This is a genomic window from Micromonospora sp. CA-240977 (genome assembly GCF_050942285.1).
GTDB lineage: Bacteria > Actinomycetota > Actinomycetes > Mycobacteriales > Micromonosporaceae > Micromonospora.
Map to the genome: position 1 here is coordinate 2,800,439 of NZ_CP192055.1, position 18,013 is coordinate 2,818,451.

The window sequence follows — 18,013 nt, forward strand, 5'->3', positions numbered from 1 at the left end:
GTGACCAGACCGGCACCCCTCGCCGGCGCCGGCCGGTTGGCCGGGGCAGCCGCGCTCATCGCCGTCCTCACCGTGGCCAGCCGGCTCGCCGGCTTCGGCCGTACCGCCGTGTTCACCTGGGTGGTCGAGCAGAGCGACCTCGGCGGCATGTACGTCATCGCCAACACGGTGCCGAACATCGTCTTCGAGATCGTCGCGGGCGGGGCGTTGGCCAGCCTGGTCGTGCCACTGCTGGCCGGGGCGGTCGCCGCGGACGACCGGCGGACGGTGGCGGCGACCACCGGAGCCCTGCTCACCTGGACGGTGAGTCTGCTGGTTCCCCTCGCTGTGCTCGTCGTCCTGTTCGCCGACCCGATCATCTCGGTGATCAGCGCGGGACGGTCGGCGGCGGAACTCGCCGCTGGCGCGCGGATGCTGCGGGTGTTCGCTCCGCAGTTGCCGCTCTACGGGATCGGCATCGTGCTCACCGGTGTCCTCCAGGCGCACCGACGCTTCGCCTGGCCCGTCATCGCACCGCTGCTGTCCAGCCTCACCGTGGTCGTCGTCTACGTGGCCTTCGGCGCCGCCCAGGGGCGGGGCGTGTCAGTGGCCCAGGTCGGCCGCGCCGGCGAACTGCTCCTCTCCGGCGGCACCACCCTCGGCGTGGTCGTGCTGTCGCTCTCCCTGCTGATCCCGCTGCGGCGGCTGCGGGTACGGCCCCGGTTCGGGTACGCCTTCACCCCTGACGCGCGGGCCCGGATCGGCGGGCTCGCCACGGCGGGCGCGGTGACGGTGGCGGCGCAGCAGGTCGCGCTCCTGGTGGTCCTGAACCGGGTCTCCGGCGGCCCCACCGGCTCCCCCCAGGTGTTCAACCTGGCCCAGGCGATCTACCTGCTGCCGTGGGCGGTCCTCGCCGTGCCGCTGGCGGTGGCGTCCTATCCCACGCTGGCCACCGCCAGCGCCGCCGGCGACGACGACGAATACCGGCGGACCCTCTCCGGCGCGGTGCGTGGCGTGCTGCTCTTCAGCTGCCTGGGCGTCGCGGCGTTGATCGGTACCGCGCAGCCGATCGCCGACCTCTTCTATCCGGACAACCCGGCGTCCACCGCGGCGGCCATCCGCGGATTCGCGCCGGGTCTGCTCGGCTACGGCTTGTTCGCGGTCCTGTCCCGCGCGCTGTACGCGCGCGGCGAAACCCGGTCGGCGACCGTGGCGATCACCCTCGGCTGGCTGGTCGTCCCGGCCGTGGCGTTGCCGCTGACGGCGCTGCTCCCCACCTCCGACCGGGTGCTCGCGGTGACGTCCGCGAACTCGGTGGGGATGCTGGTCCTCGGGGCGCTGCTGCTCCTGGCGGTGGCGCGCGGCGCCGGCCGTCCGGCGCTGACCGGCGCGGCCCGTGCCGGGGCGGCCGGTGGCCTCGCCGGTGTGCTCGCCGCGCTCGCCGGGCTGGGCCTCACCCGCTGGCTCGACACACCGGGCGGCGGCACCCCGACGACGGCGGCGGCACTCGGTCAGGGCATGCTGTCCGGGGTTCTGGTCGGGGCGGTGTTCCTCGCCGTGGTCTGGTTCGTCGACCGGCGGGACGTGCGGCCGCTGCTCGCCGGGGTGCTGCGGCGTCTGGGTCGGCGGGGGCCACGGGGCGGGGACGGCGGATCGACGCCGGTCTCCCCGGAACGGGGCGACGGGAAGGAGACGGCAGCGCGATGACTCAGCCAGCTCTGCCGGCCGGCTGGTCGGGCAGCGTCGCGTTGGTGCTCGCGTCCAGCACCGGCGGGGTCGGCCAACACGTCCGCTCGGCGGCACGGGGCCTCGTCGCGGGCGGCGCGACAGTCCTGGTCTGCGGGCCGGCCGCCACCCAGGAGCAGTTCGACTTCACCGGCGTGGGTGCGCGTTTCGAGCCGGTGGAGATCCCGGCCAGCCCCACTCCGGCCGACGCCCGAGCGGTGCTCGCCCTGCGGCGGGTGCTCTCCGCCGCCCGCGTCGACGCGGTGCACGCGCACGGCCTGCGCGCCGGGCTGGTCGCCGTGCTGGCCCGTCCCGCCGCCCCACTGATCGTCACCTGGCACAACGCGGTGCTGGCCGGCGGCCTGCGGGGCGGAATGTCCCGCCTCGCCGAACGAGTGGTGGCCCGCGGCGCCCGGGTGGCCCTGGGCGCCTCCACGGATCTGGTGCGCCGGGCCGCCGCGCTGGGCGCCACCGATGCCCGACTCGCCCCGGTCGCCGCGCCGACGCTGCCCGCGCCGCGTCGACGCCCGGCGGCGGTACGCGCCGAGTTCGGCGTACGCCCGGACCAGCCGTTGATCGTCTCAGTCGGCCGGTTGCACCCGCAGAAGCGCTACGACGTGCTGATCGACGCGGCGGCCCGCTGGCGTACGCGTACCCCACCGCCGGTCGTGGTGATCGCGGGCAGTGGCCCGGCCTACCTGCCGCTGGCCGCCCGGACCTCCGCGGCCCGCGCGCCGGTGACCCTGCTGGGGCACCGCACCGACGTGGCCGACCTGCTCGCCGGCGCCGACCTCGCGGTGGTGACAAGCGACTGGGAGGCCCGGCAGCTTTTCGCCCAGGAGGCGCTGCGCGCCGGCGTACCACTGGTGGCCACCGCTGTCGGCGGGCTGCCGGAGCTGGTCGGCGACGCCGCCGCGCTGGTCCCCGCCGGCGACGTGGACGCTGTCGACGCGGCGGTGCGGGCGCTGCTGGACGACCCGGCGGCGCGGGCCGAGCTGGGCCGGCGGGGCGCGGAACGGGCGGCGACGTGGCCGACCGAGACGGACACCGTCGGCGCGCTGGCCGCCCTCTACGCCGAGGTGGCCGGGCACCCCACCGGCCCGGCGACCACCCCGGACTCCGACGCCCCGAGAACGGGACACCGGTGATGTTGCGCCGAATCGCCCCCGCCCTGCTGACCGTGCTCGTGGTGGCGCTCGGCGTCACCGCGCTGGCGGCCCGCCCACCGCAGAGCATCCCGCACCGCAGCGCCGACTTCGTGGTGCTCGCCGGGGTCGCCGGGCTGCGCTGGGAGGACGTCGACCCGCAGAGCACCCCGACGTTGTGGCGGATGGCCCAGGAGGGGTCGATCGGCTCCCTGTCGGTGCGGTCGGCGCACCGGCCCACCTGCCCGGTGGACGGCTGGCTGACCCTGGGCGCGGGCAGCTTCGCCGCGTGGAACGGCAGCCGGCCGCCCGACGGCTGCCCGCCGGCCGGGGTGGCAGTGGACCAACCCGACGGCATCGGCGCGAACCTGCCCGACCAGGAGAGCGTGGTGCAGTACAACCAGCAGCGCCTGTCCTGGGGCGCCATGCCCGGTTCGCTGTCGGAGTCGGTCCGCTGCTCCGTAGCCGTGGGACCGGGTGCGGCAGTGGCGGCCGCCCGACCGTTCGGCCGCGTCGACAGGTACGCCTCGGCGTTGCCGGCCGATCCGCGGGCGCTGCTCGGCTCGTGCGTGCTGAGCATCGTCGACCTCGGCACCGTCGAGGGGCCCGATGCGGCGTCGCGCGCCGTGCAGGCCCGAGCGGCGGACGCCCAGCTGGCCCGGGTGCTGGCCGCACGGCCCCCGCGGTCGTTGGTGCTTGTCGCGGGGATCTCCGACACCGCCCAGCCGTCGCGGCTGCACGTGGCGGTCGCCGACGGTCCGGGCTGGGAGCGGGGGTGGCTCACCTCGGCCAGCACCGGCCGCGACGGGTACCTGCAACTCGTCGACCTCGCGCCGACCGCCCTCGCCGCGCTGGGCCGGCCGATGCCGGAGCGCCTCTTCCTCGGCCGGCCGGCGGTCAGCACCGGTGGTCGGCCGGCCGACCTCGCCGACGCGATCAGCGCCCCGGCGGACGCCGATCGGGAGGCGGCCGCCCAGCGGACCGTCTCCGGGCGGTTCTTCACGCTGCTCGCCGGTGTGCAGGTGCTGTTGGCGCTGGCGATCCTGCCGCTGCTGCGCCGTGCCCGCCCGCACGCCGGGCCGTCCGGCCCGACGGCCGTGTCCGGGCGGGTCGTGGCGGTGGCGGAGTTGCTGCTTGTCGCCGTGGCGTTGACGGTGCCGGCGGCGCTGCTGGCCGACGCGGTGCCCTGGTGGCGCGGCGAACACCCCGGCTGGCTCTTCGCCGGGATGACCGGGCTGCTGGTGGCCGCCGGCACCGCGGCGGTCCGGTTCGTCCCCGGGTACGCGGGCACCCTCGGCCCGCTCGGCGCGGTGGCCGGCCTCACCACGCTTGTCGTCGGGCTGGACGTGCTCACCGGGGCCAAGCTCCAGCTCAACGGCGTGGTCGGGTACTCCGCGTTGCAGGGTGGCCGCTACGCCGGGCTGAGCACCGTGGGGCTGGGAGTGTTCCTCGCCGGGGCGTTGCTCACCGGTGGCTGGTTCGCCCAACGGGTGCACCGTGGCTGGCGGCCCGCGGTGATGGTGGCCGTGGGCGGTCTCGCCGTGGTGGTGGTCGGCAGCCCGTACCTGGGCGCCGACCCGATCGGCGCGATCGCGCTCACCGCCGGTCTGAGTGTCGCCGCCGTGATCAGCGCCGGTGGCTGGTTGACGATCACCCGGCTGGCCTGGGCCGCCATGGCCGCCCTGGCGGTCGGCATCGGGTTCGCCGTGGTGGACCTGCGGCGTTCGGCGGCCGAGCGGGGCAGCCTGGGCAGGTTCCTCTCCGCGCTAGGCGACGGCACCGGCGGGTTCACCGTGCACCGATCCAGCACGGAGAATTTTGAGACGTTGGTCAACAGCCCGCTGACCGTGCTGGCGCTGGTGGGTGGGTTGCTTGTGTGGTTCGCCCTGTTGCAGCCGTGGGGTGGGCTGATGCGGTTGTTCGGCATCTACCCGGCGGTGCGGGCCGCGATGGCCGGCAGCGTGGTCGCGGCGGTGCTCGGTGGGGTGCTCGACGGCGCGGCGCTGGACGTGCTGGGCGCTGCCGCCGCGCTGGTGGTGCCGATGGCCGCCCTGGCGTCGCTGCGGGTCCTCGGGCACGCCGCCGACCGGACCCGCCCGCTGACGGGTCGCTCCCGCGCGGACGGCGCCGACGACTCGGGGTCCGGTGGGGTCGGTCCGGTCGGTGGGGATGACGGCCCGACCCGCGGTGGGGGACCGCTGGGCGCGGTGCACCCCCGTCCGATCAGCGGACCGCCCGCGGGCGCACCGGAGCCGGTCGCGCCGCCGGCCGACCCCGCGACCGACGCCGAAGACCCCCCGACCGACGCCGACGAGCCGGCCGGGTCGGCCGCGCGCGGGTCGACGCCGGACGCCGCCTCGACGGTGCCCGTGCCGCCCCGACAGGTCAACCGATCATCGACCGAGGTTGCCGCTCCCTGAGCGCCGACCCTCGGCCGGATGACCCGGTGGTGTCGCAGCCGGGGTGCGGCCTGCGGGTACCCGCCCGGGAGGTGTTACCGTCGAATCCCGTGGATCGCGTGATCACTGAGCTGATCAAGCACGGCGGTCTGCATGACCGCGACAGACGACACGGGAGCAGGCCTTGGCCCCATCAGCACGGACGACCAGGCACATTTTCGTCACCGGGGGCGTCGCCTCCTCGCTGGGTAAGGGCCTCACCGCCTCCAGCCTCGGCAACCTGTTGACCGCCCGCGGGTTGCGGGTGGTGATGCAGAAGCTCGACCCCTACCTGAACGTCGACCCGGGGACGATGAACCCGTTCCAGCACGGTGAGGTCTTCGTCACCGAGGACGGCGCCGAGACCGACCTCGACGTCGGGCACTACGAGCGCTTCCTGGACCGGGCCCTGTCCGGCAAGGCGAACGTCACCACCGGCCAGATCTACTCCGACGTGATCGCCAAGGAGCGGCGGGGCGAATACCTGGGCGACACCGTCCAGGTCATCCCGCACATCACCAACGAGATCAAGTCGCGGATCCTGGCGATGGCCGACCCGGACGAGGACGGCCAGCTCCCCGACGTGGTGATCACCGAGGTCGGCGGCACGGTCGGCGACATCGAGTCGCTGCCGTTCCTGGAGGCGATCCGCCAGGTCCGCCACGACCTGGGCCGCGACAACTGCTTCTACCTGCACGTCTCGCTGGTGCCGTACCTGGCGCCGTCGGGTGAGCTGAAGACCAAGCCGACCCAGCACTCGGTGGCGCAGCTGCGCAACATCGGTATCCAGCCGGACGCGATAGTGCTGCGCTGCGACCGGGAGATCCCGGTGAAGCTCAAGGAGAAGCTGTCGCTCTACTGCGACGTGGACGCCGAGGCGGTCGTCGCCGCCCCGGACGCCCCGAGCATCTACGACATCCCGAAGGTGCTGCACCGGGAGGGGCTCGACGCGTACGTGGTGCGCCGGCTCGGTCTCTCCTTCCGGGACGTGGACTGGGCCAGCTGGGACGACCTGCTGGAGCGGGTGCACCGGCCCCGGCACACGGTCACCGTCGCGGTGGTCGGCAAGTACGTCGACCTGCCCGACGCGTACCTGTCGGTCAGCGAGGCGATCCGCGCTGCCGGGTTCGGTCACCGGGCCCGGGTGCAGCTGCGCTGGGTGCCCAGTGACGAGTGCGTCACCCCGGCCGGCGCCGCCGCGGCGTTGGCCGGCGTGGACGGCATCCTCATCCCCGGCGGCTTCGGCGTGCGCGGCATCGAGGGCAAGATCGGCACCGCCCGGTACGCCCGCGAGACCGGCATCCCGCTGCTCGGCCTCTGCCTCGGCCTGCAGTGCATGACCATCGAGGTGGCCCGGCACCTGGCCGGCCTGGACGGCGCCAACTCGTTGGAGTTCGACGAGCAGGCCGCGCACCCGGTCATCGCCACGATGGCCGACCAGGAGGACATCGTCGCGGGCCGGGGCGACCTGGGTGGCACCATGCGGCTCGGGGCCTACCCGGCGACGCTGACCGAGGGGTCGATCGTCGCCGAGGCGTACGGCAGCACCGAGATCAGCGAGCGGCACCGGCACCGCTACGAGGTGAACAACGCCTACCGGGACGCGCTGACCAAGGCGGGCCTGCACATCTCCGGCACGTCGCCGGACGGTCGGCTTGTCGAGTTCGTCGAGCTGGACCGGAGCCTGCACCCGTTCTTCGTGGCCACCCAGGCGCACCCGGAGCTGAAGAGCCGACCCACCCGCCCGCACCCGCTGTTCGCCTCGTTCGTCAAGGCCGCGGTGACGTACTCGCAGGCCGACCAGCTGCCTGTCGACCTGGACGCGGCGACGGAGGCCCCGACGACGCGCAAGGCCGCCCGCAACGGCGCCGCGACGAAGGCGGCATCCGCGTCGTGAGCGGGGTGGAGCACCGCTACGAGGTGCGGTCCCGCGAGGAGCGGTACCGGGGGCGGATCTTCGACGTGGTCACCGAGGAGGTGACAATGCCCGGCGGCGGGACGGGGGTGCGTGACCTCGTCCGGCACGTCGGGGCGGTGGCCGTGGTGGCGCTCGACGACGCCGGCCAGGTGGTGCTGATCCGGCAGTACCGGCACCCGGTCGGCCGGCACCTGTGGGAGCTGCCCGCCGGGCTGATGGACGTCTCCGGCGAGGAGTTGCCGGCGGCCGCGTTGCGGGAGCTGGCCGAGGAGGCGGACCTCACCGCCGGGCAGGTCGACGTGCTCGTCGACCTGCACAGCTCACCCGGGTTCACAAACGAGCTGGTGCGGGTCTTCCTGGCCCGTGGCCTCGCCGAGGTGCCGGCCGACGAACGCCACGAGCGCCGCGACGAGGAGGCCGACCTCCAGGTCGTCCGGATCGACCTGGACGAGGCGGTGGCCATGGTCCTGGCCGGCGAGATCACCAACGCGTCCGCGGTGGCCGGGCTGCTGGCCGCGGCCCGCGCCCGGGACACCGGCTGGTCGGCGCTGCGCCGGGCGGACGCGCCGCTGCCACGCTGAGCGCCGCCGCCGGTCCGCGCCGGCGGGGGAGTACGCGCGAAGGGGTCCCGCGGTCAGCCGCGGGGCCCCTTGCCGGCTGTCCGCAGCGGCGTCCGGCAGATGGGGCGATAATGGTCGAACCCGATCCGGACGGCGGAGGCGATGCTCCACCGGCGAATCCGCGCGGCGCCCTGACACTCCGTCAGGACACCCGGGCACCGGATGCCAGTGTGCTGGCTTGCGGCGGCACCGGGCGCGCCTAGACTGCCGCCGGCGGGACCGGTGGACCGTGGTGGCAAAGGGGCCGCCGCGGCACCGAGCAGTCGGGGGAGAGCAGCCCCGAAGAGAGGTGTCTGCATCGTGAAGGTCGGAATCCCACGCGAGGTCAAGAACCACGAGTACCGCGTGGCGATCACGCCAGCGGGCGTCAACGAGTTCACCCGCAGTGGTCACCAGGTCTTCGTCGAGGCCGGTGCCGGGGTCGGCTCCAGCATCACCGACGAGGAGTTCGCCGCCGCCGGCGCGAAGATCCTCGCCACCGCCGACGAGGTGTGGGAGACCGCCGAGCTGGTGCTCAAGGTCAAGGAGCCGATCGCCGAGGAGTACCACCGGATGCGCGAGGGGCAGGTGCTCTTCACCTACCTGCACCTGGCCGCCTCCAAGGTGTGCACCGACGCGCTGATCGACCGCAAGGTGACCGGCATCGCGTACGAGACCGTCGAGCTGCCGGACCGGTCGCTGCCGCTGCTCGCCCCGATGTCCGAGGTCGCCGGCCGGCTCGCCCCGCAGGTGGGCGCCTTCTACATGATGCGTACCGGCGGTGGGCGCGGTGTGCTGCCCGGCGGTGTCTCCGGCGTGTACGCGGCCAAGACCGTCGTCATCGGCGCGGGCGTGTCCGGCATGAACGCCGCCGCGATCGCGCTGGGCCTGCAGTCCGAGGTGCTGCTGCTGGACAAGAACGTCGCCCGGCTGCGTTCCGCCGACGCCATCTACCGCGGCCACCTGCAGACCATCGCGTCCAACGCCTACGAGGTCGAGCGGGCCGTGCTCGACGCCGACCTGGTCATCGGCGCGGTGCTGGTGCCCGGCGCGAAGGCGCCGACGCTGGTCTCCAACGAGCTGGTCTCCCGGATGAAGCCGGGCAGTGTGCTCGTCGACATCGCGATCGACCAGGGCGGCTGCTTCGAGGACTCGCGCCCCACGACCCACGCCGACCCGGTCTACAAGGTGCACGAGTCGATCTTCTACTGCGTGGCGAACATGCCCGGCGCGGTGCCGAACACCAGCACGTACGCCCTGACCAACGTCACCCTGCCGTACGCCCTGGAGCTGGCCAACCACGGCTGGCGGGAGGCGCTGCGCCGCGACCCGGCGTTGGCGCTGGGCCTGAACACGTACGACGGCCAGGTCACCTACGGTCCGGTCGCCGAGGCGCACGGCATGGACGCGCTGCCGCTGACCGACGCGCTGGCCTGAGCGGTGGCGGGCTGACCGGCAGCACGGACTCCGGCGCCGGCGTGGGCGAACAACCCGCGCCGGCGCTGCGCCGTGCCGTGCGCGGCTACCTCGACCACCTCACCGTCGAGCGTGGACTGTCGACGAACACGCTCGCCTCGTACCGCCGGGATCTGGACCGCTACCTCGCGACCCTGGTCGAGGCCGGCGTCGCCGACCTCGCGTCCGTCGGCGCCGGTCTCGTCGAGTCGCACCTGGCGCGGCTGCGCGCGGGCGACGACGCGCACCCGCCGCTGGCGGTCTCCTCCGCCGCCCGCGCCGCCAGCGCGGTCCGCGGCCTGCACCGCTTCGCGCTGCGCGAGGGGCTGGCCGGCGTCGACCCCAGCCGCGACGTGCGTCCGCCCACCCCGCCCCGCCGGCTGCCCCGGGCGCTCCCGGTCGACGACGTGGTCCGGTTGCTGGAGACCGCCGGCCCGATCGGCGCGGTCGGCGCCGACGCGCCGCTCGCGCTGCGCGACCGGGCGCTGCTGGAGTTTCTGTACGGCACCGGCGCGCGGATCTCCGAAGCGGTCGGCGCCGCAGTGGACGACCTGGACACCGACGAGGGCACCGTGGTGCTGCGCGGCAAGGGTGGCCGGGTGCGGTTGGTGCCGATCGGCGGGTACGCCGTCGACGCGGTGCGCGCCTACCTGGTCCGGGCCCGTCCCGGGCTGGCCGCCGCCGGTCGGGGCACCCCGACGGTCTTCCTCAACGCCCGCGGCGGCGCGCTGACCCGGCAGGGCGCCTGGGGCATCCTGCGCGCCGCCGCCGGCCGGGCGGGGCTGCCCGTCGACGGGCCCGCAGCCGTCTCGCCGCACACCCTGCGCCACTCGTACGCCACCCACCTGCTCGACGGCGGCGCCGACGTCCGGGTGGTCCAGGAGTTGCTCGGCCACGCGTCGGTGACCACGACACAGGTCTACACACTTGTCACAGTCGAGCGGCTGCGCGAGGTCTACGCGACCGCCCATCCGCGCGCCCGGGACTGAACCAGGTCGCGGTCGGCTCCGACACGCCGGGCCGGTGCCGAACCCCCTGCTGGTCGGTGGCGTACAGTCGGCATCGGCGCGGACCTCCTGGAGCGACACGACCGGGGTGCGCAGCGGCGCCGCGAAGGACGTCGGACGGCTCCGACGCCGGGTGGGGTCGTCGGGAGGGGGCAACGAGCACATGGCTGGCAACGGTGACCGTGCCGAGACCTGGACGTCGGAGCTCCGCGAGCAGCAGGCCACGCTCGGCGCGGACCTGGGTCCGGCGGACCCGGCTGCCTACACGATGCGCAAGCCCATCCCCGAGCCCATGCCCACCGACCGGCACGGGCCGGCGCGCATCATCGCGATGGCCAACCAGAAGGGTGGCGTCGGCAAGACCACCACCACCATCAACCTGGGCGCGGCGCTCGCCGAGTATGGCCGCAAGGTGCTGCTCGTCGACTTCGACCCGCAGGGCGCCCTCTCGGTGGGGCTGGGGGTCAACCCGCACAACCTCGACCTGTCCGTCTACAACCTGCTCATGCAGGACGACGTGACCGCCGAGGACGTCCTGATCAAGACCGACGTGGCGGGCCTGCACCTGCTGCCGGCCAACATCGACCTCTCCGCCGCCGAGATCCAGCTCGTCAACGAGGTCGCCCGGGAGATGGCCCTGGCCCGGGTCCTGCGGTCGGTCCGCAAGGAGTACGACTACATCCTGATCGACTGCCAGCCGTCGCTCGGCCTGCTGGCGATCAACGCGCTGACCGTCGCGCACGGGGTCCTCATCCCCCTCGAATGCGAGTTCTTCAGCCTGCGCGGTGTGGCGCTGCTGCTGGACACCATCGACAAGGTGCGGGAGCGGCTCAACTTCGACCTGGAGCTCGAGGGCATCCTCGCCACCATGTACGACAGCCGCACCACGCACTGCCGCCAGGTCCTCCAGCGGGTGGTCGAGGCGTTCGGTGACAAGGTCTACCAGACGGTCATCACCAAGACGGTGAAGTTCCCGGAGTCCACCGTGGCCGGTGCCCCCATCACGACGATGGACCCGGCCTCGTCCGGCGCACGCAACTACCGTCAGCTGGCCCGCGAGGTGATCGCCGCCCAGTCGGAGCGGTAGCCGGAACGCCCGGTGCCCGCCTCGTGGACTACGGTCGTGCGGTGACCGCGCCACCCCTCGACCCGCCTGACGCCGCCACTCCGGCCGTGGTCGATGGTGTGCCGCCCGCCGCGAGCGGCTTCACGGTGCGCCTGGCCAACTTCACCGGCCCGTTCGACCTGCTGCTGCAACTGATCGGCAAGCACAAGCTCGACGTCACCGAGGTGGCCCTGCACACGGTCACCGACGAGTTCATCGCCTACATCCGGGCCATGGGCGACGACTGGGACCTCGACGAGGCCAGCGAGTTCCTGCTCATCGCCGCGACCCTGCTCGACCTGAAGGCCGCCCGGCTGCTGCCCGCCGCCGAGGTGGAGGACGAGGCCGACCTCGCCCTGCTGGAGGCACGGGACCTGCTCTTCGCCCGGCTGCTGCAGTACAAGGCGTACAAGGAGGCGGCGGCGCACATCGCCGAGCTGGAGGCGGTCGGCGGTCGGAGGTACCCGCGGGCGGTCAGCCTGGAACCCCGCTACGCCGAGGCGCTGCCCGACCTGGTCCTCGGCATCGGCCCGCAGCGGCTGCTGAAGCTGGCCGTGAAGGCGATGACCCCGAAACCGGTGCCGGAAGTCTCCATCGCCCACGTGCACATGGTCCGGGTCAGTGTCCGGGAACACGCGGCGATCCTCGCCGCCCGGCTGCGCCGGGCCGGCACTGCCACGTTCTCGCTGCTCTGCGCCGACTGCGAGGCCACCCTGGAGGTGGTGGCGCGGTTCCTCGCGCTGCTGGAGCTGTACCGGGAGGGGCTTGTCGCCTTCGTGCAGGAACAGGCCCTGGAGGAGTTGACCGTGCGCTGGACCGGCCCGGCCGACGGCGACACGGAGCTGCACGTCGACGAGTACGCCGGCACCCCGGCCGACCCGGAGCCGTCCGGGTCGTCCGCCGACCGGGAGCTGTCGGGGTTGCCTGACGACCCGGAGCTGTCCGGGTCGCCCGCCGACCGGGAGCTGTCGGGGTTGCCCGCCGACCGGGAGCTGTCGGGGTTGCCCGGCGGGCCGGAGTCGACCGGGGAGGCCGGCGGGGCGGACGGGACGGGAGCGACGGAGGGTGAGCGGAATGAGTGACGAGGAACGCCGGGATTCGCTTGCCGACCAGGCCGCCGCCTGGGTTCCGCCGTGGGAGCGCCCCCGGCCGCCCGCCCCCGAACCGGAGCCGGAGCCGGAGCCCACCGACGTTCCGTCGGACGAGTCAGCCGCCGTACCCCCGGCACCGGACACCGAGGGCAACGGCGCGCAACCGACCCGACCGAGGCCCGAATCCGGCATCGCCGTCGAGCCGGTCCCGGGCGAGCCGGTCCCGGGCGAGCCGGTCCCGGGCGAGCCGGTCCCGGGCGAGCCGGTCCCGGGCGAGCCGGTCCCGGGCGAGCCGGCCTCGGACGTGGTGGGGGAGTCGGGCGCGGCTGTCGGCGTACCTCGTCGGGAGGGCGTGGGGCGGCGGCGGGTGACGGCCGCCCCGGAGCCGGCGCCGGAGCTGTCCGACGCCGAACTGCGCGGCGCGCTGGAGGCGATCCTGCTGGTGGTCGACGAACCGGTCAGCGAGCTGGTCCTGGCCCAGGTGCTGGAGCAGCCGGCCGAACGGGTCGGGCCGCTGCTCGACGAGATCGCCGCCGGCTACACCGCCGCCGGCCACGGGTTCGAGTTGCGGCGGGCGGCCGGTGGGTGGCGGCTCTACACCCGGCCGGAATACGCTACGTACGTTGAACGGTTCGTGTTGGACGGGCAGTCCGTACGGCTGACCCAGGCGGCGTTGGAGACGCTCGCCGTGGTCGCCTACAAGCAGCCGGTGACCCGTTCGCGAATCTCAGCCATCCGGGGTGTGAACTGCGACGGGGTCATCCGTACGCTGGTCACCCGCGGCCTCGTCGAGGAGTGCGGCACCGAACAGGACAGCGGGGCGTTCCTCTACCGGACCACCACGTTGTTCCTGGAGAAGCTCGGGCTGAACACCGTTGCCGAGCTGCCGCCCCTCGCACCCTTCCTGCCCGACGACGTAGAAGAGCTTGCTGATGCGACCCGATAACCGTTCCCCGAAACCCAACGCCCCCGTCTATGAGGGGGCTGAGCGCCTGCAGAAGGTGCTCGCCGCCGCCGGCGTGGGTTCCCGGCGCGCCTGCGAGGACCTGATCTTCCGCCGCCGGGTCACCGTGGACGGGCGGGTCGCCAAGCTCGGTGACAAGGTCGACCCGGCCACCGCGGTGATCCACGTGGACGGCGAGCGTCTCCAGGTCGACATCCGCCTGGTCTACGTGGCGATGAACAAGCCACGCGGGGTGGTAACCACCATGGCGGACGACAAGGGACGCAACGAGCTGGCCGAGTTCATCGGCAACCGGGTGGAGCAGCGGGTCTACCACGTCGGGCGGCTCGACGCGGACAGCGAGGGCCTGCTGCTGCTCACCAACGACGGCACCCTCGCGCACAAGCTCATGCACCCCTCGTACGAGGTGCTGAAGACCTACCTCGCCGAGGTGGTCGGGCCGATTCCGCGCAACCTGAGCAAGCGGCTGCTGGCCGGGGTCGAGCTGGAGGACGGGCCGGTCAAGGTCGACTCGTTCAAGGTGGTGGACACCTTGGGTAAGAGCGCCCAGGTGGAGCTGAGCCTGCACGAGGGCCGCAAGCACATCGTCCGGCGGCTGATGGAGGAGGTCGGGCACCCGGTCACCCGGCTGGTGCGTACCTCGATCGGGCCCATCCGGCTCGGTGACCTGCGGACCGGTCGGATCCGGCGGCTGACAAACGCCGAGGTCGCCGCCCTGTTCAACGCGGTGGGTGACTGACCCCCGGAGTTCGGGGTACGGCTGCCGGTAGGCTCCACCGACGGCCGGAACGCGGCCACCGGAGGTGGCGTGGGTCGCCTCCGGCGGCGGCGGGCGCGGGTCCGCGACGGACTGCGGGCATGATTGATGACGATTGACAAACCGCTTGCGGCGCCAGATCACCGGGCGATCCGTGAGGTACGGGCTGAGGAGGACACGGTGGAGGAAAACGTACGGGCCGGGCGATGTGTGGTCGCTGTGGACGGGCCGTCCGGTTCGGGTAAGTCCACCGTGTCGCGGCGTCTCGCCGCCGGCATCGGTGCGCGCTACCTGGACACCGGGGCGATGTACCGGGCGATCACGTGGGCCGTGCTGCGCTCCGGCGTGGATCTCACCGACGCCGCGTCGGTGGCGAAGGTCGCCGGCGAGGTCAACCTGCGCATCGGCACCCACCCGCAGGGGTACGCCGTGACCGTCGACGGGGTCGGCGTGGACGCCGACATCCGGGGCCCGGAGGTGACCGGAGCGGTCTCTGCCGTCGCCGCGATGCCGGCGGTCCGCGAGCTGCTTGTCGCCCGCCAACGCGAGATGATCGCCAACGCTGGCCGGATGGTCGTCGAGGGTCGGGACATCGGCTCGGTCGTCGCGCCGGACGCGGACCTCAAGGTCTTCCTGACCGCCTCTGAGGCGGCCCGTGCGGCGCGTCGCAGCGCCGAGGACGCCGCCGACGTGGCGGCCACCGCAGCCGACCTGGCCCGACGGGACCGTCTCGACTCGACCCGCAAGGTCAACCCGCTGGCGCAGGCGCCCGACGCGGTGGTGCTGGACACCACCGAACTGGGCATCGACGAGGTCGTGGCGCGGCTGCGCGACCTGCTCACCGAGCGGGGCGTGGCATGAGTAGCGATGGCGGTGGGTGGGTCGAGCTGCGTGAGCCCGACGTCGCCGTCGAGGAACCGAGCGGCCCGCAGCCGGTCGTGGCAGTGGTCGGCCGCCCCAACGTGGGCAAGTCGACGCTCGTCAACCGGATCATCGGCCGCCGGCAGGCGGTCGTCGAGGACGTCCCCGGGGTGACCCGGGACCGGGTGCCGTACGACGCGCAGTGGAACGGCCGGGCGTTCACAGTGGTGGACACCGGCGGTTGGGAACCGGACGCGAAGGACCGGGCCGCGGCCATCGCGGCGCAGGCCGAGACGGCGGTCGTGACCGCCGACGTGGTCCTCTTCGTTGTCGACGCGATGGTGGGCTCCACCGACGTGGACGAGGCCGCGGTGAAGATGCTGCGGCGCAGCGCCAAGCCGGTGATCCTGGTGGCGAACAAGGCCGACAACACCGCCATCGAGATGGAGGCGACCTCACTCTGGTCGCTCGGCCTCGGTGAACCGTTCCCGATCTCCGCGCTGCACGGGCGTGGCTCCGGCGACCTGCTGGACGCCATCCTCGCCGCGTTGCCGGAAGCCCCGGCGATCATCGAGAACCGGCCGCGCGGCCCCCGCCGGGTGGCGCTGGTCGGGCGCCCGAACGTGGGCAAGTCCAGTCTGCTCAACCGGTTCTCCGGTGAGGATCGGGCGGTCGTCGACTCGGTGGCGGGCACCACTGTGGACCCGGTGGACAGCCTCGTCGAGATCGGCGGTCAGACCTGGCAACTGGTCGACACGGCCGGGCTGCGCAAGCGGGTCGGCAAGGCCAGCGGCACCGAGTACTACGCCAGCCTGCGCACCGCCGGTGCCATCGAGGCCGCCGAGGTGGCAGTGGTGTTGCTGGACTCCAGCGAGCCGATCAGCGAGCAGGATCAGCGGATCCTGTCGATGGTGACCGAGGCCGGCCGGGCGATGGTCATCGCGTTCAACAAGTGGGACCTCGTCGACGCCGACCGCCGGTACTACCTGGACAAGGAAATCGACAGGGAACTGCGCCGCATCCCCTGGGCGATCCGCCTGAACCTGTCCGCGATGACCGGCCGGGCGGTGGACAAGCTGGCGCCGGCCCTCAACAAGGCCCTGGCCAGCTGGGAAACCCGGGTGCCGACCGCGCAGCTCAACCAGTGGTTGACGGCGCTGGTGCAGGCCACCCCACACCCGGTGCGCGGCGGTCGCGCGCCGCGGATCCTGTTCGCCACGCAGGCCGGGGTGGCGCCGCCACGGTTCGTGCTCTTCACCACCGGGCCGCTCGACGCCGGCTACCAGCGCTTCGTCGAGCGCAAGCTCCGCGAGGAATTCGGGTACGAGGGCAGCCCCATCGAGATCTCGGTCCGCCCGCGCAAGAAGCTCGGCCCCGGTGGCCGTGGCAAGGCGCACGGCTGACCCGCTCACCGGAAATGCCGGATGGTCCACCCGGCCATCCGGCATTCCTTTACCCCACCCTCCTAGGACGCTTTAGGGGGTGTGCGGTGGTTGGGTCAGCTCGCGATGCGGGTGGGGCCTGTGCGGATGAGCCGGGGCGGCTGCGCTAAGCTGTACCGGCTGCCGCGGGGGAAACCACGCGGGGGCGGGACGTGGCGCAGCTTGGTAGCGCACTTGACTGGGGGTCAAGGGGTCGTCGGTTCGAATCCGGCCGTCCCGACAGACAAAAAGCCCTGACCAGCGGAAACGCTGGTCAGGGCTTTAAGTTTGTCTATGGGGTTTTGAACCGCCCCCCGAAAACCCCCCATTTACCGGGGTCGGCAACCAGGTCCGCGCCCTGCATGATTAGCACTTACCTCGGCGTCGGTTCTCCTCGCTCGGCGGGACCGGCTCTCAGCCCCCGCACCCTAACGTCGAACGGCTGGCCAGGGATCGACACGAGCGCGGAGAAAACTCTCGCCGACTCATCGGTTCCGCCGGCCGGCGGGTCCGCCCGGCATGGATCGCATGGACGACACAACAGGAACCTCGCCGGCGAAGCTCGGTACCTTCGCGTGATGCCAGCTCCCAGGCCACGGCGCAGGCGACGCCGAGCCGGATCCACGGCTCAGGCGGGCGGCGACGCGCCCAGGACGATGCACGTCCACGCCGCCGGCGACGTGTACGTCGACAGCAGCATCAGCAACAGGAGCAGCGTCAGTAGCAGTACCGTCAGCTACGCCCCGGATCGGGCGAGCGTGGCCGACGACCTGATGCCGGCCGTGCTGACGGCGCTCCCGCTGCTGCTGGTGCTGCTTCTGCTGTCGTTAACCGGTCAGCACGTCCTCCTCCGTTCGATAGTGCAGGAGGGGAACCCGCTCGGCCTGACGGCGCTGCTGCTGCCGCTGTTCCTGCCGACCATCGCGGCGTCGCTCGTCTACCTCGCCCGGCAACGCGGCTGGCTGGGCTGGACCCTCCGTGCCACCAACTGGGCGGCGACCGGCCTCGCCGCCGGCTTCGCGATCTTCGTTCCGTTGAACTACCTGCTGTTGCAGCTCATCGCCTTCCTGGTGAGTCTCGGGTGGATCTGGGCCCGGCGCCGGCTGGCGCGACATCGCCAACTCATCGCGATCGTCGCGATCATCCTGCTCGCGGCTCTGGTCGTCGAGGAAGGGCTCGCCGAGTCAGGATGGCCCCGCTACAGCTTGTCCCGGATCACCGTCGGACGTGTAATGGACGGTCTGACACGGTTGAACCTCGAAGACGCCGGCGCGAAGACGGAACGCTCCGTGCTCGTGGTGAGCGTCAACGACGGCTACGCGATCGTCGCCTCGACCGGCTATCCACCCAGGATAGAGAGCATGGCCCCGAGCGAGCTGGCAGGCGGCCGGATCTGCCAGCTCAGGCCCCGGGGGATGCAACTCAGTCCCTTCCAGTGGATCGGCAGGGTGGTCTCGGCGAACCGTCGGACGCCCCCGGGCGCCGAGTACTGCGTCGACCCCTAGTACTCCAGCCGCACTTGCCCGATCTGGAGTTTCGGCAGCCCAT

The 18,013-nt window shown here is 73.0% G+C and carries 14 protein-coding genes and 1 tRNA gene; all 15 read left to right on the forward strand.

Annotation, left to right across the window (positions count from 1 at the left end):
- Entirely contained in the window at window positions 1-1,686 is a 1,686-nt protein-coding gene (murJ, locus tag ACQPWW_RS12975) for a murein biosynthesis integral membrane protein MurJ (protein WP_433132406.1), read from the forward strand.
- Window positions 1,683-2,852, forward strand: coding sequence for a glycosyltransferase family 4 protein (locus tag ACQPWW_RS12980; RefSeq protein WP_433132408.1), 1,170 nt, complete (start codon window positions 1,683-1,685; stop codon window positions 2,850-2,852). Before murJ ends, ACQPWW_RS12980 begins: the two co-directional genes overlap by 4 nt.
- Window positions 2,852-5,269 carry a hypothetical protein gene (locus ACQPWW_RS12985; RefSeq protein ID WP_433132410.1) on the forward strand — a complete coding sequence of 806 codons (2,418 nt, stop codon included), beginning with the start codon at window positions 2,852-2,854 and terminating at the stop codon, window positions 5,267-5,269. Before ACQPWW_RS12980 ends, ACQPWW_RS12985 begins: the two co-directional genes overlap by 1 nt.
- 163 nt (window positions 5,270-5,432) lie before the next feature.
- A complete protein-coding gene (locus ACQPWW_RS12990; RefSeq protein ID WP_433132412.1) occupies window positions 5,433-7,184 on the forward strand; it encodes a CTP synthase in 1,752 nt (583 codons plus the stop codon).
- On the forward strand, window positions 7,181-7,786 hold the full coding sequence (locus ACQPWW_RS12995; protein WP_433132414.1) for an NUDIX domain-containing protein: 606 nt from the start codon (window positions 7,181-7,183) through the stop codon (window positions 7,784-7,786). The genes ACQPWW_RS12990 and ACQPWW_RS12995 overlap by 4 nt, the downstream gene beginning before the upstream one ends.
- Window positions 7,787-8,125: 339 nt before the next feature.
- A complete protein-coding gene (gene ald, locus ACQPWW_RS13000; RefSeq protein ID WP_433132416.1) occupies window positions 8,126-9,241 on the forward strand; it encodes an alanine dehydrogenase in 1,116 nt (371 codons plus the stop codon).
- Window positions 9,242-9,282: 41 nt separating this feature from the next.
- Window positions 9,283-10,248: a site-specific tyrosine recombinase XerD gene (locus ACQPWW_RS13005; protein WP_433132418.1), complete on the forward strand. Its 966-nt coding sequence runs from the start codon at window positions 9,283-9,285 to the stop codon at window positions 10,246-10,248.
- A gap of 181 nt (window positions 10,249-10,429) precedes the next feature.
- Complete coding sequence (locus ACQPWW_RS13010; RefSeq protein ID WP_088990243.1) at window positions 10,430-11,353, forward strand: ParA family protein; 924 nt, start codon at window positions 10,430-10,432, stop codon at window positions 11,351-11,353.
- A gap of 41 nt (window positions 11,354-11,394) precedes the next feature.
- On the forward strand, window positions 11,395-12,453 hold the full coding sequence (locus ACQPWW_RS13015; protein WP_433132420.1) for a segregation and condensation protein A: 1,059 nt from the start codon (window positions 11,395-11,397) through the stop codon (window positions 12,451-12,453).
- On the forward strand, window positions 12,446-13,408 hold the full coding sequence (gene scpB, locus ACQPWW_RS13020) for an SMC-Scp complex subunit ScpB (protein WP_433132422.1): 963 nt from the start codon (window positions 12,446-12,448) through the stop codon (window positions 13,406-13,408). Before ACQPWW_RS13015 ends, scpB begins: the two co-directional genes overlap by 8 nt.
- A complete protein-coding gene (locus ACQPWW_RS13025) occupies window positions 13,395-14,165 on the forward strand; it encodes a pseudouridine synthase (protein WP_433132424.1) in 771 nt (256 codons plus the stop codon). The genes scpB and ACQPWW_RS13025 overlap by 14 nt, the downstream gene beginning before the upstream one ends.
- A 198-nt stretch (window positions 14,166-14,363) precedes the next feature.
- Window positions 14,364-15,044, forward strand: coding sequence for a (d)CMP kinase (gene cmk / locus ACQPWW_RS13030; RefSeq protein ID WP_433132426.1), 681 nt, complete (start codon window positions 14,364-14,366; stop codon window positions 15,042-15,044).
- Window positions 15,041-16,447, forward strand: coding sequence for a ribosome biogenesis GTPase Der (der, locus tag ACQPWW_RS13035; protein WP_433132428.1), 1,407 nt, complete (start codon window positions 15,041-15,043; stop codon window positions 16,445-16,447). The genes cmk and der overlap by 4 nt, the downstream gene beginning before the upstream one ends.
- 185 nt (window positions 16,448-16,632) lie before the next feature.
- Window positions 16,633-16,706 (forward strand) — tRNA-Pro (locus tag ACQPWW_RS13040).
- A 517-nt stretch (window positions 16,707-17,223) separates the two neighbouring features.
- Complete coding sequence (locus tag ACQPWW_RS13045; protein WP_433132430.1) at window positions 17,224-17,970, forward strand: hypothetical protein; 747 nt, start codon at window positions 17,224-17,226, stop codon at window positions 17,968-17,970.
- The last annotated feature ends 43 nt before the right edge of the window (window positions 17,971-18,013 follow it).